The sequence below is a fragment of the Roseovarius bejariae genome (genome assembly GCF_009669325.1).
GTDB classification, from domain to species: Bacteria; Pseudomonadota; Alphaproteobacteria; order Rhodobacterales; family Rhodobacteraceae; genus Roseovarius; species Roseovarius bejariae.
In genome coordinates this window covers 992174-1006365 of record NZ_SZWE01000001.1, presented here as the reverse complement: position 1 = coordinate 1006365, position 14192 = coordinate 992174, and the positions used below count along the sequence as shown (strand labels likewise).

The following is a 14192-nucleotide window of genomic DNA, read 5'->3' as shown; positions in this document are numbered from 1 at the left end:
TGCTGTGCGGGTTTTCGCACAAGCCGGCCAATCCCCGTGCGGTATCCCGCACAATGCCGCCTCGCAGCATCACTCAGGCCCAATTGCAGTGCGGGTATGTCATTGTAAATAAATGCTTTTTATAAACTCCCCATTTTTTCATCGCTATGCCTTGAGCGAATAGCCGCCATGCGAAAATCTCTGTGCGTCGCGCCGAAAGGGCGCTGATTACAACGTCTCAAGATATGGGAGGAGACAAATATGAAATTCCTGACCGCAGCTGCCGCGGCCCTGGCCATGAGCGTTTCGGCCACCGCCGTTTCCGCCGCCTGTGATGATGGCGAAATCGTCGTCAAGTTCAGCCACGTTACCAACACCGACAAGCACCCCAAGGGCATTGCCGCCTCGCTGCTGGAAAAGCGTGTGAACGAGGAAATGGACGGCAAGATGTGCATGGAGGTCTTCCCGAACTCCACCCTCTACAACGACAACAAGGTGCTCGAAGCCATGCTTCAGGGCGACGTGCAGCTCGCCGCGCCCTCGCTGTCGAAGTTCGAGAAGTTCACCAAGAAATTCCGCCTCTTCGACCTGCCGTTCATGTTCAAGGACATCAACGCCGTGGACGCCTTCCAGGCCTCCGACAACGGTCAGGCGCTTCTGGACTCCATGCAGCGCCGCGGCCTGCAAGGCCTGGCCTACTGGCACAACGGCATGAAACAGATGTCGGCCAACGTGCCGCTGATCGAACCGTCGGATGCCAATGGCCTCAAGTTCCGCGTGCAATCCTCTGACGTGCTGGTTGCCCAAATGGAAGCCATCGGCGGCAGCCCGCAGAAAATGGCCTTCTCCGAAGTTTACGGCGCGCTGCAACAGGGCGTTGTGGACGGGCAGGAAAACACCTGGTCCAACATCTACGGCAAGAAGTTCTTCGAGGTGCAGGACGGTATCACCGAGACCAACCACGGCATCATCGACTATCTCGTCGTGACCAACATCGACTGGCTCAATGGTCTGGATGAGGACGTGCGCGAGCAATTCCTAACCATCCTCGACGAGGTGACCACCACCCGCAACAGCGAGTCGGCCAAGGTCAACCAGGAGGCCAAGCAGGCGATCATCGACGCCGGTGGCGAAGTGCGCCAGCTGAACGCCGATCAGCGTGCCAAATGGGTCGAAACCATGAAGCCCGTCTGGGAGCAGTTCAAGGGTGACGTCGGCCAGGAAAACATCGACGCGGCGCAAGAGATCAACGCCAGCATGTAAATCGCGGGCGCGTCACCTGACGCCGATGCATTCAGGGCGGGCCTGTGGCAATGGGCCCGCCCTTTTCACACCCAATCCGCGGGAGGGGGACAGATGCAAACCGCACGCACATTCGGCGACAGGATCGAGGAAACGATCATCGCCGCGCTTCTGGGCCTGATGACGGTGGTGACCTTCGCCAATGTCGTCGCCCGATACCTGTTCAATTCAAACATTCTTTGGGCACTCGAACTGACCGTGTTCATGTTCGGCTGGCTGGTGCTTCTGGGCGCCTCCTATGCGGTCAAGAAACACGCCCATCTTGGCGTCGATGCCATTGTCAACATGGTGGCTCCACCGGTGCGCAAGGCGATGGGCCTGTTCTCGGTGGGCTGCTGCCTGGTGTTCTCGCTCCTGCTGCTCAAGGGGGCTTATGACTACTGGGCCGTCTTCGCCGAGCTGCCCCCCACCACGGGCCGCTGGTTCCCAACCGGGTTCGATTGGAATGCCCGCGGACAGGGCTGGTACGAGGTGCAGGACATCCCGATGGTGGCCCCCCTGCGCTTTCTCGAAGACCTGCTGAACTACGGCGAAAGCTACGAGAAGATTCCCAAGGCCATTCCCTATATCGTGCTGCCCGTCTCCATGGCGCTGCTGGTCTTCCGCTTTACACAGGCGGCCCTGCGCATCCTGAGTGGTCAGGCTGATCGTCTCGTGGCCAGCCACGAGGTCGAAGACGACTTGAACGAGGCCCGCGCAGGCCAGGCACAAGACAACGGAGGGCAAAACTGATGGAAGTGGTCCTTCTCTTTGTCATGGTCGTCGGCCTGCTGTTGGTCGGTGTGCCGATCGCGGTTTCGCTGGGCCTGTCGTCCACGCTTTTCCTTCTGTGGTTCTCGGAAAGCTCGCTGGCTTCCATCGCGCAAACGCTTTTTGAAGCCTTCGAAGGGCATTTCACCCTTCTGGCGATCCCCTTTTTCATCCTCGCGTCCAGCTTCATGACAACCGGCGGCGTGGCGCAGAGGATCATCCGGTTTTCCATCGCCTGCGTGGGGCACCTGCATGGCGGGCTGGCGATTGCAGGGGTCTTTGCCTGCATGCTTTTTGCCGCGCTGTCCGGCTCGTCCCCGGCCACGGTGGTCGCCATTGGCTCCATCGTCATCGCGGGGATGCGACAGGTGGGCTATACCCGCGACTTTGCCGCCGGTGTCATTGCCAACGCGGGCACGCTCGGGATTCTCATTCCGCCGTCGATCGTGATGGTGGTCTATGCCGCGGCGGTCGAGGTATCGGTCGGGCGCATGTTCTTGGCCGGGGTCATTCCCGGATTGCTGGCCGGGCTGATGCTGATGACCACGATCTACATCATGGCGCGCCTGCGCAACATGCCCAAGGGCGAATGGCAAGGCTGGGGAGAAATCTGGGCCTCGGGGCGCGAGGCCGGGTGGGGGCTGTTCCTGATCGTGATCATCCTTGGCGGCATTTACGGCGGTATCTTCACCCCGACCGAGGCCGCCGCCGTGGCCGCTGTCTATGCCTTCTTCATCGCCAGCTTCGTCTACAAGGACATGGGCCCACTGGCGACCGAGGGCGAGGGGCGCAACACATCGCTTTTCAAAAAGCCGCAGGCCCTGATCACGGCGTTCTTCCACCCCGATACCAAGCACACGTTGTTCGAGGCCGGCAAGCTGACGGTGACGCTGCTTTTCGTCATCGCCAACGCGCTCATCCTCAAGCACGTGCTGACCGATGAACAAATCCCGCAGCAAATCGCCTCGGCGATGCTCTCGGCGGGCTTCGGGCCGGTGATGTTCCTCGTGATTGTCAACGTGATCCTGCTCATCGGTGGGCAATTCATGGAGCCATCGGGCCTGCTGGTCATCGTGGCACCGCTGGTGTTTCCCATCGCGATCGAACTGGGGATCGATCCGATTCACCTGGGTATCATCATGGTGGTCAACATGGAAATCGGCATGATCACCCCGCCGGTGGGCCTCAATCTCTTCGTCACTTCGGGCGTGGCGGGGATGCCGATGATGGGCGTGGTGCGTGCCGCGCTGCCCTTCCTTGCGGTGCTCTTCGTGTTCCTGATCCTGATCACCTATGTGCCCTGGATCTCGACCATCCTGCCCAATACCTTCATGGGGCCGGAGATCATAACCAACTAGCGCGACACACCACGCCAAGGCTTTGTAAAGCCACGCCAAAGGCCCCGGTCCCCACCGGGGCCTTTGTTCTGTTCTGGTGGCCACTGTCACTGTCCAAAACCCTCGCGCAATTCATCTAGCGGGGGGCAGAATGACAGGCAGGGGTTAAAGAATGGTTGGCGCGGCAGGCGTTATGTACAAATTGTACACTGGCCCCGCAGGTCGCCCCGATGTCTGCACAAAACAGACGTACAAAACGTACGACTCGTACGCTCACCTCGCAAACCCCGCCGCTTTTCGTACGAAACAACCATGGTTAACGTACGACTCGTACGAAGGTTAACGTCCCTTCCAGACCGGATCGCGTTTTTCGGCGAAGGCGCGGGCGCCCTCAAGCTGATCTTCCGAGTCATACAGCACATCCACCGAACCGAATTGCCGCTTGGTGATCCGGTTCATCGCGTCCTGAAAGGTTAACGCCTCGGCTTCGCGCACGATCTCCTTGATCGCGGCGTAGACCAAGGGCGGCCCACTGGCCAGGAGGTCGGCCATCTCGCGTGCCTTTTCCATAAGAATATCAGAGGGATACAGGTGGTTCACCATGCCCCAACGATGTGCCTCCTCGGCCTCGATCCATCGCCCTGTCAGCAGCATTTCCATGGCGATGTGATAGGGGATGCGCTTGGGTAGCTTAACACTTGCCGCGTCCGCCACCGTGCCCGACCTGATCTCGGGCAAGGCGAATTGTGCGTGATCCGCCGACAGGATGATATCCGCCGAAAGCGCCCATTCCAGACCGCCACCACAGCAAATCCCGTTCACCGCCGCGATGACCGGCTTGTTAAGACCCCTTAACTCCTGCAAGCCGCCAAAACCGCCGGCGCCATAATCGCCATCTACCGCGTCGCCTTCCGCTGCGGCCTTCAAGTCCCAGCCAGGACAGAAAAATTTCTCCCCTGCGCCGGTGATGATCGCCACGCGAAGCTCCGGGTTGTCGCGGAAATCCTTAAACACATTTCCTAACGCGCGGCTGGTTTGCAGGTCGATCGCATTGGCCTTGGGCCGGTCCAGTGTCACCTCCAGAACATGCTCCCGTTGCTCTGTCTTTACCGCATCGCTCATCTCGCTTCTCCCTTCCTGATCAAGGCATCCACCGCCACCGCCCGGGTCGGGCAGATCAGCAAAGGGTTAACCTCGACCTCTTCGATCTCGCCTGCATGATCCACGACGTAGTTCTGTATAGCCAGAACCGCCCTGACAATGGCGTCGACATTGGCGGCAGATGCGCCGCGATAGCCTGTCAGGAGTGGGTAAATCTTCAAGTTTGTCAATGCGTTACGGATGTCATCGCCCGTCACGGGACACAAAAGCGATGTACTGTCTCGCAGAAGCTCCGTCCATGTTCCCCCCGCTCCAATCGTCAGGACAAATCCATGCGCCGGGTCGCGCAGGATACCCACCAGAAGCTCGGCCACCGCGTCCTCGATCCGCTCTTCCACAAGCCATGATTGGCAGGGCATTTTTGATGCTGTTTCAATGGCTTGCGCCGTGTCTTCGCCAACGAAAACGATGCCTCCAGCTTCGGTTTTATGGGCCAGACCTTCAGCCTTGATCACCGCAGGTCCGGAGACATGGGCCAGACAGTCCGCAAGCGCCGCCGCGCGCTCGGCCCTGATCGACTCGGGAACCTGCAAGCCCTTGCTTTGCAAGACCATTTTCGCCTCTGCTTCGCTTATCGTGACAAGGTTGCAGGGCGCTCCCGGACGGGTCACAGGCGTTAACGAATCGCTCTGCTGTCCAAGCCAGGCGGCCCTGCTGATCGCACCGAGCGTGTCATCCAACCCATGCATCGGGATCATCCCCGCCGATGTGATCCGTGCCGTCACATCCTCGGGTAGCGCCTCCGGTAGAGTGGTAACAATGATTAACGGTTTGCCCGTGGCCTTGACCGCCAGTGCGCCCGCCTCAATCGTACACTCCCAAGCTGCCCGGTCACAGCGATCCGCCCTTGGGTAGTCAACGATCAAGCAGCCAATCGCGGCGTCCCCATCAAGCGCGGCGGAGAAGCAATCGGCCATCTTGGGAACGTCATCCCATATGAAAGTGTGATAATCCAATGGGTTGGCGAGGGCCACCATCGGCCCCAAAACCTCGCGCAACCGTGTGGTCTGAGCCGGGGTCAGGGAGGGGAAGACAACGTCATGCCCTTCTGCCGTGTCCGCCATCAGGCTCGCCTCGCCTCCTGAACACGACAGCGACACAACCTTGTTCGAGGACAAAGCGCCGTTAAAGTGTATTAACTTCAAGGTCTCCAACAACGCGGGCAGGCTCTCTACCTGCGCAATCCCCAAACGCGCCAACAAGGCCCGCGCCCCTGTGTCGCTTCCGGTTAGCGATGCAGTATGGGAAACTGCCGCCGCCCGGGCCTGATCCGAGCGGCCCGCCTTGATTGCCACGATGGGTTTGGCAAGACGTTTGGCCTCCGCCGCCAAACGCTCGAAAGCGCGAAGATCGCCGACCCCTTCGATGTGCAAACCCAGGGCCGTGACACGCTCATCCGCCAATACAGCAAGGCCCAGCTCGGCCAAGCCTTGCTGTGCCTGATTGCCCGCCGTCAGCACATAAGCCAAGGGCAAGCCACGTGCCTGCATGGTCAGGTTGATCGCGATGTTCGAGCTTTGGGTCAGGATTGCCACCCCCCGGTCAACGGGTACTCCCCCATGCTGATCCGGCCACAAAAGGGCGCGGTCCAGATAGTTGATGACGCCATAGCAATTGGGCCCGATGATCGGCATTTCGCCCGCAGCCTCAAGCAGAGCCGCCTGCAACCCCTCGCCGTCGCCGGTCTCGGCCTGCGCTTCTCGAAACCCGCTGGCAAAGCACACCGCGCCCCCGGCCTCTTTTTCTCGCAGAAGGCGTACGGTTTCGATGGTCGCATGTCTGTTGACGCCAATGAAACTGGCGTCCGGTGCCTGCGGGAGGTCTTCAAGCCGCGCAAAGGCCGCCACCCCGCCAACCTTGTTCCGCTTTGGGTGCACCGGCCATATCTCCCCGGCAAACCCTATCTTGCGGCATTGCTCAATGACTGATGAACACCAGGCCCCGCCACCAATAACCGCGATCGACTTGGGGCGCAGCAAACGGTCAAGTGGGTGCCTCATGCCAACCTCCTGCGCGGGTCGAGAGGCGTAAAATCCCTTTTCGCCATGCTCGATCTCATGCGCCCAAGGGCCGCAGCAACTCGCGGCTGATGATATGGCGTTGAATCTCGCTGGTGCCGTCCCAAATGCGTTCGACCCGCGCATCGCGCCAGAAGCGTTCGATCGGCAGGTCATCCATCAGGCCCATGCCGCCATGGATTTGCAGCGCCGCATCGGTGACGCGCGCCAGCATTTCGGTTGCATAGAGCTTGGCCGAGGCGATCTCGCGGTTGGTGGGCAGGCCCTGATCCAGTCGCCACGCCGAGGCCAGCGTCAGCCAGTCGGCGGCGTCGATCTCGGTCACCATATCGGCGATCTGGAAGCCCACACCTTGGAACTTGCCGATGGGCTGGCCGAATTGCTTGCGCTCGGCAGCATGGGCCAGGGCCAGGTCGAAACACCGTCGCGCCCGTCCCACGCTCATCGTGGCCACGGTGATCCGCGTGGCGTAGAGCCACTCGTTCATCACGGCAAAACCACCATCCACCTCGCCCAGAACCTGCGCATCCGGCAGGCGACAATCGTCGAATTCCAGCACCATGTTCTTGTAGCCACGGTGACTGACCGACATGTACCCCTCGCGGATGGTAAACCCGGGCGTGCCGCGATCCACCAGAAAGGTGGTGATGCGCTTTTTCGGGCCTTTGGGGGTGTCATCCTCACCCGTCGCAACGAAGACGATCACGAAATCGGCGTGATCCGCGCCCGAGATGAAATGCTTGGTGCCATTGAGCACCCAATCGCCGCCCTCGCGCCGTGCCGTGCATTTCATCCCCCGCACGTCCGAGCCCGCATCGGGCTCGGTCATGGCAAGCGCATCCATCCGTTCGCCACGTACAGCCGGTAACAAATACCGTTCCCGCTGTTCGCCCTCACAGGCCATCAGGATGTTTTGCGGCCGTCCAAAGAAATGCGTCAGCGCCATGGACCCGCGGCCAAGCTCACGCTCCACCAAAGCAAATTCCAGATGGCTCAGGCCCGCGCCGCCCACCTCTTCGGGAAAGTTGCAGGCGTAAAAGCCCAGGTCGATCGTCTTCTGCTTGATTGCCTCGGCGACTTCGGGGGGCACCTCGCCGCTGCGCTCCACCTCAGCTTCATGCGGATAAACCTCGTTCTCGACAAAGCTCCGCACCGTTGAGACGATCATCTCCTGTTCGTCGGTCAGTCCGAACTGCATCTCATGCCTCCCCGTTCAAAGCGGCCAGTCGTGTCACCCGCGCCGCCACATCCTCGGGCGGCACACAGGTGCGGCGGGTCTCAAGGCTCACATGCAGCATCAACTGATCGCAGGTGGCCATGACCTCGCCGTCGTTCTTGCGTTTCATGGTGTGAAAACAGCGCAGCTTTTTACCCGCGCCTTCCGTCACCTCGGTTTCAACCACCACGCGCTCACCGGCGTGGGTCTCAGCCAGATATTTCACCGTGGTCTCGACCGTGAAATAGCTCATGCCGCGCGCGACATACTCCTCATCGGCCCCAACCATGGCCATCACCACCTCGGCGGCATCGCTGAAAATCTGCCCGTAGCGGCCCTCGTTCATGTGGCCGTTCATATCCGTCCAGTCGACGGGGATCACCCTGTCTTGCGTGATCAGCGGCAAGGCCGGGGCAGGCACTTCGAATACCGTTCGTTGATGTTCATTCACCAAGCGCCCGGCGGCATTGCCCTGTTGCCGAAGCGCCCGGATCATCGCCACAAGGTTGCCGTCGCGCTTGCGTTCCAGATCACGGATCGACAGGTGCCCCGATTGTGCGTCGGATTGATCGGCAATCATATCCACCAGTTCGTCGGTGAATTCGGGTACATCCATCAGCTTGGTCCACGGCCATTTCAGGGCCGGGCCGAACTGCGCCATGAAATGCCGCATGCCTGCCTCACCGCCCGCCACGCGGTAGGTCTCAAAGAGGCCCATCTGCCCCCAACGAAGGCCGAAGCCATAGCGGATCGCGTTGTCGATCTCCTCGGTCGTTGCAATGCCATCCTTGACCAGCCAGAGTGCCTCGCGCCAGACGGCTTCGAGGAAACGGTCAGCGATATGGGCGTCAATCTCTTTGCGGACCTTCAGCGGGTAAAGGCCAAGCGAGGTGAGAATTTCACTGGCCGCTTCGACTGCGTGGGGATCGGTGGCGGGGGAGGGGACCACCTCGATCAGTGGCATCAGGTACACCGGGTTGAAGGGATGCGTGACCATGATCCGTTCGGGCCGTGCCGCGCCTTCCTGTAATTGCGAGGGCATGAAGCCGCTGGTGGACGAGCCGATCAGTACCCTCGCGTCGGCCTCTTGAATCTCGGCAAAAACCTTGTGCTTCAAATCCAGCCGCTCGCTCACGCTTTCCTGCACCCAGTCGGCGCCGGTAACAGCCTCGGCAATGCTGTCACAAAAGCGCAAGCTGCCCTCTTGGGGCAGGGCGCAATCGTAGAGCATGGGCAATGCCCGGCGTGCGTTGCCCAAGACCTCGTTTATCTTGCGCTTGGCCTCCGGGTCGGGGTCGAACACCCGCACATCCCATCCGTTCAGCAAAAAACGTGCGGCCCATCCGCCGCCAATCACACCCCCGCCGATGATGGCTGCTATCTTGTTCATGATGCGTCCTTTTTGTCTTGGCGCAGGGCGATCTGGCCCGCGTCGTATCCGTTGAAGTCCAAAATCTCGCGCGCCGCTTGGATGCGGTCCGCGCCACCGCTGGCACTGCGGTCAAGGACCCAAGCATAGCCGCCGTCAGGTTCTCCAAAGGCCGCCGTCCGCCTGCTATCGTCGATCCAGATCAGCCACAGCTCGCGGGTCTGGCCTTGGCTAGTGGTCAACTGCCAGCGGTTTGCGCCAATGGGCGTGACCATCCAACCCGTGCCGCAATCCGGGGCGCAGTCGGGCGTGATCCGCCCCGCGTCAAACTCGAATTGATGTGCCTCGCCGTCGCCCGGCGTCGCCGCCCGCAGGTGCCACGTCCCTTGCCAAAGATCCGGGGCGGCGCGGGTAGTGATTGAAAGCGGCTGTGTGGTGTCGCGATAACCCGGGGCAGGCGGGGCCATACACCCGGCCACGGCCAAAAGCGCACTTATCGCTACGCTCCTCGCGAGAAAGGCGCGCATGCGCCTGCCAAGCACCCCGGCCCCAATCACACCATGCTCTCCGTATGGCCATCCACGGCCAGAACCTGACCGCTGACTTTCGAAGCGGCGGGCGAGGCCAAAAACAGCGCCATGTCGGCCAGATCATCGGCGCTGACCCATGTGCGCAGACTGCTGCCCTTGGCATATATCCCACGCACTTCTTCCTCCGTCTTGCCGCTTGCCTTGGCTTCCATCTCCACGACGCGCTCCATCCGTTCGCCTTCCACGGCGCCGGGGGCAATGGCGTTGACGCGCACACCCGCCGGGCCCAGCTCCATCGCCAGCGTTTTGGTCAAGCCAATCAATCCCCATTTCGCGGCGACATAAGGCGCGCGGTACGGCACCCCGTGAAGGCCCGAAGTGGACGAGGTGAGCAGGATCAGCCCCGCGCCCTGCGCCCGCATCAGACGCGCCGCCCACCGGCAGGTCAGGAACGCACCATTCAGGTTCACCCCGATACAGGTTTGCCACGCGTCATAGTTCAAGTCCTCGATCCGGCCCGCTGGCCCGCCGGTGCCCGCATTGGCGCAGACCACATCGACCCCGCCCCATTGCGCCTCGACATTGGCAAGGAAGGCGGCCATCTCGGTCTCGTTTGTGACATCCGCATGGGCGGCAACAATCGCGGGATGGCTCGCCTCCAGACGGGCGATTGCCGCCGCGTCCGCATCACATAGCGCGACGCGGGCACCCGCCTCGGAAAACCGCTCGGCCAATCGCAGGCCGATGCCCGACCCGCCGCCGGTAATCAGGACGCGTTGCCCTTCCATTACCGCGGCTCCGATCCACCGACGCGATACCGACAAAATACCGGCGTTTCACCGGCATGGATTTTGGGGGTGATTTTCATACCGGGGCCTGCTTGGTCAGGCGCAGCTTTTTGCGCACCTCTTCCGGCCCAATGACCCGCGCCCCGAGGTTCTCGACGATGCCCACGGCGCGTTCCACCAATTGCCAGTTTTCTGCCAGCACGCCTTTGTCGAGCATCAGGTTGTCTTCCAAGCCCACACGTACGTTGCCCCCGGCCAGAACACTGGCCGCGACATAGGGCATCTGGTTGCGGCCAAGGGCGAAGGCGCTGAAGGTCCAATCCTCGGGGATATTGTTGACCATGGCCATGAAGGTATTGAGGTCATCGGGCGCCCCCCAAGGTACGCCCATGCAAAGCTGCACCAAAGCGTCCGGTTCAAGGATGCCATCCTTAACCAGTTGTTTCGCATACCATAAATGGCCCGTATCGAAGGCCTCGATCTCGGGTTTCACGCCCAGATCGGTCATCATCTTGCCCATGGCCTGAAGCATACCGGGGGTGTTGGTCATGACGTAATCGGCTTCGGCAAAATTCATCGTGCCGCAGTCCAGTGTGCAAATCTCCGGGCGGCAGTCTGCAACATGCGCAACACGCTCGGTAGCTCCGATCATGTCCGTGCCTTCCACCGGCGGCAAAGGTGTTTCCACCCCGCCATACACGATGTCGCCCCCCATGCCGGCCGTCAGGTTCAAGACGACATCCGTTTCGCTTTCACGGATACGGTCGGTCACCTCCCGAAACAGTCCCTTGTCGCGTGAGGGAGCCCCGGTTTCGGGGTCGCGCACATGGCAATGCACAACGGAGGCCCCGGCTTTGGCCGCTGCAATGGCACTCTCGGCAATCTGTGCGGGGCTGCGTGGCACATGGGGGCTTTTGTCCTGCGTTCCGCCCGACCCGGTAACGGCACAGGTGATGAAGACCTCTCGGTTCATGGCAAGCGGCATGGCATCCTCCTAAATTAGTTGACCCCAGATTGCCTGCTGGTCACGCATATAATGTTGCAGTAATAGACAATTATCATGCAAGAATGGTCAAAAAATCCATCTGCGTCGTGTCACATCGGCTTGCTCTTGTTCGACAAGTTTTCCAACCTGTGTTTGGCGAATTGCCTCGAACCTCTGCGTGCATCCAATACCCTGACCGGGAAAGAGGGGTTTACGTGGCAAATTCTGACGCCCACCGGCCTGCCCAGTCGGTCGTCAAGCGGGATCGAGGTTTTGCCGCATATCGCGCTTGCGGAGTTGCCGAAGGTGGACTTTCTTTTCGTCGTGGCCAGTTACGACCACGACAACCATGACACCGCTGCGACCCGGCGCATGTTGCGGGATGCAGCGCGTAAAGCAGATGTCGTGGTTGGCCTTGACGCCGGGCCTTGGCTAATGGCATCGGCCGGATTGCTTCAGGGGCGGCGAGCGACGGTGCACTGGGACTTGCTTGAGGGCTTTACCGAACGTTTCCTGGATATCGAGGTGGCGCGCGCGCGGTTTATGCGCGATGGCCCATACTGGACCTGTGCCGGTGCTATGTCGGCGCTTGATCTGACGTTGGATTTGATCGCCGATACACTCGGTATTTCCGCCCGTCTGGACGTTGAGGCCTTGTTCTTGCATGGCGATCCGCCATTGCGTGCTGATGATATGCGAGAAGAGGATGATCCGCTGGTGCAGCGTGCCCTGACGCTGATGCGGGATACGGTTGAAATGCCCCTTGGCCTTGCATCCCTGGCCAAGGCTTTGTCCTGTCAGCCGCGAACCCTGGACCGGCGGTGCCGTGCAATACTGGGCGCGCCACCCGGTACAGTTTACCGGCACCTGCGCCTCTCAGCAGCGCGCAAGTTGTTGGAGGGAGGCAGGTTACCAGTTTCCGAAATCGCCCTGCGCTGTGGCTATGAAAACCCCGGGGCTTTGGCCCGCGCCATGCGGAGACAATATGGTGCATCACCTTCGCAATTGCGGCGCAAGGCAAGGACCTGAAATGAAAACGCCCCGTCATTTTAGACGGGGCGTAATCGAACTGCATTGTCGCAAGGATTAACCAAGAGCGGCAGCTTTCACGTCATCGTCGATATAAGGCACGTATTGTGCGAAGTTATCGGCAAACATCTTCACCAGCTTCTCGGCCTGTGCGTCATAGGCTTCGGGGTCGTCCCATGTGCGGCGCGGGTCAAGCAGAACCTCGGCCACGCCCGGGGCTTCCACCGGCACGTCAAAGCCAAAGTTCGGGTCCTTGCGGAATTCGACTTCGTTGAGCGATCCGTCAAGCGCGGCGGTCAGCAGTGCGCGGGTCGCCTTGATCGGCATCCGCGAGCCGGTGCCATAGGCGCCGCCGGTCCAGCCGGTGTTGACCAGCCAGCAGGTCGCGCCGTGTTTGGCGATCTTGTCGCGCAGCAGGTTCCCGTAAGCCTCGGGGCGGCGCGGCATGAAGGGGGCGCCAAAGCAGGTCGAGAAGGTGGGCTCGGGTTCGGTGACGCCGCGCTCGGTGCCTGCCACCTTCGAGGTGAAGCCCGAGAGGAAGTGATACATCGCCTGTGCCGGGGTCAGCCGCGCAATCGGGGGAAGAACGCCGAAGGCATCGCAAGTCAGCATGATGACGTTCTTGGGATGGCCGCCAAGTGCCGTTTCCGACGCGTTCGAGATGTACTCCAGCGGATATGCGCAGCGCATGTTGGCCGTGAGCGAGTCGTCCTCGAAATCCAGCTCCAGCGTTTCTTCGTCGAAGACCATGTTTTCGATCACGGTGCCGAACTTGGTCGTGGTCGCATAGATTTCCGGCTCGGCCTCGGGGTTGAGGTTGATGGTCTTGGCATAGCAGCCGCCTTCGAAGTTGAAGGTGCCGCGATCGGACCAGCCGTGTTCGTCGTCGCCAATCAGGGTGCGTGCGGGATCAGCAGACAGGGTGGTTTTGCCGGTGCCCGAGAGGCCAAAGAACACGGCGGTGTCCACCGGGTTGCCGTCGGCATGGTTGGCCGAGCAGTGCATCGGCATAACGCCTTTTTCGGGCAGGAGATAGTTGAGCAAGGTAAAGACTGATTTCTTGTTCTCGCCCGCGTATTCGGTGCCGCCGATCAGGATGATCTTGCGATCGAAGTTCAGCGCGATCACCGTTTCGGTCCGGCAGCCGTGCTTGGCCGGGTCGGCCTGGAAGCTGGGGCAGTTGATAACGGTGAAATCGGCGGTGAAGTTTTCGAGGGCCTCGCGCTCGGGGCGGCGAAGGAGGTGACGGATGAACAACCCGTGCCATGCCAGTTCTGTCACCATGCGAACATTGATCGAATGAGCCGGGTCTGCGCCGCCGACAAGATCCTGAACGTAATACTTGCCACCCTGCATATGGGCGACCATGTCGTCATAGAGCGCATCGAAGCCTTCGGGCGACATCTCGGCGTTATTTTCCCACCAAATGGTATCGGCAACGCTGTCTGTCTTGACGACGTGTTTATCCTTGGGCGACCGTCCGGTGAATTTGCCGGTGGTCACGAGGAAAGACCCGCCGCGGCCAAGGGTGCCTTCGCCGTTCTTGATGGCCGACTCGATCAAGGCGGGCTCGATAAGGTTGTAGTAGACATCGCCCAAGCCCGTGATCCCTTGATCTTCAAGCCGGAACTGCGGGTTCACCCGTCCAAATGTCATGTGTCACGCTCCTGTTTCGTGAGGCCCGCCCTTGGGGCGGTCTGTAGCGGGCAGCCTGCGCCCTAGGGTTCC

The 14192-nt window shown here is 60.9% G+C and carries 12 protein-coding genes; 4 read left to right on the top strand and 8 right to left on the bottom strand.

Translation table 11 applies throughout. From position 1 onward, the window contains the following. Positions 1-240: 240 nt before the first annotated feature. The 3 genes from FDP25_RS04755 to FDP25_RS04745 all read left to right on the top strand — a co-directional run bounded on the left by FDP25_RS04755 (position 241) and on the right by FDP25_RS04745 (position 3389). Positions 241-1242, top strand: a complete 1002-nt coding sequence (locus FDP25_RS04755; protein WP_154149432.1) for a DctP family TRAP transporter solute-binding subunit — start codon at positions 241-243, stop codon at positions 1240-1242. A gap of 93 nt (positions 1243-1335) precedes the next feature. Then, positions 1336-2013 carry a TRAP transporter small permease gene (locus tag FDP25_RS04750; protein ID WP_154149430.1) on the top strand — a complete coding sequence of 226 codons (678 nt, stop codon included), beginning with the start codon at positions 1336-1338 and terminating at the stop codon, positions 2011-2013. Continuing rightward, the gene (locus FDP25_RS04745; protein WP_154149428.1) at positions 2013-3389 is read left to right on the top strand and encodes a TRAP transporter large permease; all 1377 of its coding nucleotides are present in this window, start codon (positions 2013-2015) and stop codon (positions 3387-3389) included. Before FDP25_RS04750 ends, FDP25_RS04745 begins: the two co-directional genes overlap by 1 nt. A 318-nt stretch (positions 3390-3707) precedes the next feature. Here FDP25_RS04745 and FDP25_RS04740 read toward each other — a convergent pair whose 3' ends face one another. The 7 genes from FDP25_RS04740 to bcoG form a co-directional block, all read right to left on the bottom strand. Further along, on the bottom strand, positions 3708-4490 hold the full coding sequence (locus tag FDP25_RS04740; protein ID WP_154149426.1) for a carnitinyl-CoA dehydratase: 783 nt from the start codon (positions 4488-4490) through the stop codon (positions 3708-3710). After that, a complete protein-coding gene (locus tag FDP25_RS04735) occupies positions 4487-6529 on the bottom strand; it encodes an acetate--CoA ligase family protein (protein WP_154149424.1) in 2043 nt (680 codons plus the stop codon). Before FDP25_RS04735 ends, FDP25_RS04740 begins: the two co-directional genes overlap by 4 nt. Positions 6530-6584: 55 nt before the next feature. Then, complete coding sequence (locus FDP25_RS04730; protein WP_154149422.1) at positions 6585-7745, bottom strand: acyl-CoA dehydrogenase family protein; 1161 nt, start codon at positions 7743-7745, stop codon at positions 6585-6587. A 1-nt stretch (position 7746) separates the two neighbouring features. Next, positions 7747-9153 (bottom strand): carnitine 3-dehydrogenase, encoded by a 1407-nt coding sequence (locus FDP25_RS04725; protein ID WP_154149420.1) that lies wholly within the window; start codon positions 9151-9153, stop codon positions 7747-7749. Then, the gene (locus FDP25_RS04720; RefSeq protein WP_172982748.1) at positions 9150-9599 is read right to left on the bottom strand and encodes a lipocalin/fatty acid-binding family protein; all 450 of its coding nucleotides are present in this window, start codon (positions 9597-9599) and stop codon (positions 9150-9152) included. Before FDP25_RS04720 ends, FDP25_RS04725 begins: the two co-directional genes overlap by 4 nt. Positions 9600-9685: 86 nt before the next feature. Continuing rightward, positions 9686-10450, bottom strand: a complete 765-nt coding sequence (locus FDP25_RS04715) for an SDR family oxidoreductase (protein ID WP_154149416.1) — start codon at positions 10448-10450, stop codon at positions 9686-9688. Positions 10451-10526: 76 nt separating this feature from the next. Beyond that, positions 10527-11435: a 3-dehydrocarnitine:acetyl-CoA trimethylamine transferase BcoG gene (gene bcoG / locus FDP25_RS04710; RefSeq protein ID WP_154149414.1), complete on the bottom strand. Its 909-nt coding sequence runs from the start codon at positions 11433-11435 to the stop codon at positions 10527-10529. 120 nt (positions 11436-11555) lie between these two features. On the opposite strand from bcoG, the gene FDP25_RS04705 reads away from it, so the two are divergent. Then, complete coding sequence (locus FDP25_RS04705) at positions 11556-12464, top strand: GlxA family transcriptional regulator (protein ID WP_246175760.1); 909 nt, start codon at positions 11556-11558, stop codon at positions 12462-12464. A gap of 57 nt (positions 12465-12521) precedes the next feature. Here FDP25_RS04705 and FDP25_RS04700 read toward each other — a convergent pair whose 3' ends face one another. Then, entirely contained in the window at positions 12522-14120 is a 1599-nt protein-coding gene (locus tag FDP25_RS04700; protein WP_154149410.1) for a phosphoenolpyruvate carboxykinase, read from the bottom strand. Positions 14121-14192 lie beyond the last annotated feature (72 nt).

What these genes read in the sequence shown, in the direction of transcription:
- FDP25_RS04730 (WP_154149422.1), bottom strand. Translation starts at nt 7,745, where the DNA reads ATGCAGTTCGGACTGACCGACGAACAGGAGATGATCGTCTCAACGGTG.
- bcoG (WP_154149414.1), bottom strand. Translation starts at nt 11,435, where the DNA reads ATGCCGCTTGCCATGAACCGAGAGGTCTTCATCACCTGTGCCGTTACC.
- FDP25_RS04755 (WP_154149432.1), top strand. Translation starts at nt 241, where the DNA reads ATGAAATTCCTGACCGCAGCTGCCGCGGCCCTGGCCATGAGCGTTTCG.
- FDP25_RS04725 (WP_154149420.1), bottom strand. Translation starts at nt 9,153, where the DNA reads ATGAACAAGATAGCAGCCATCATCGGCGGGGGTGTGATTGGCGGCGGA.
- FDP25_RS04700 (WP_154149410.1), bottom strand. Translation starts at nt 14,120, where the DNA reads ATGACATTTGGACGGGTGAACCCGCAGTTCCGGCTTGAAGATCAAGGG.
- FDP25_RS04750 (WP_154149430.1), top strand. Translation starts at nt 1,336, where the DNA reads ATGCAAACCGCACGCACATTCGGCGACAGGATCGAGGAAACGATCATC.
- FDP25_RS04715 (WP_154149416.1), bottom strand. Translation starts at nt 10,450, where the DNA reads ATGGAAGGGCAACGCGTCCTGATTACCGGCGGCGGGTCGGGCATCGGC.
- FDP25_RS04740 (WP_154149426.1), bottom strand. Translation starts at nt 4,490, where the DNA reads ATGAGCGATGCGGTAAAGACAGAGCAACGGGAGCATGTTCTGGAGGTG.
- FDP25_RS04720 (WP_172982748.1), bottom strand. Translation starts at nt 9,599, where the DNA reads ATGGCCCCGCCTGCCCCGGGTTATCGCGACACCACACAGCCGCTTTCA.
- FDP25_RS04745 (WP_154149428.1), top strand. Translation starts at nt 2,013, where the DNA reads ATGGAAGTGGTCCTTCTCTTTGTCATGGTCGTCGGCCTGCTGTTGGTC.
- FDP25_RS04735 (WP_154149424.1), bottom strand. Translation starts at nt 6,529, where the DNA reads ATGAGGCACCCACTTGACCGTTTGCTGCGCCCCAAGTCGATCGCGGTT.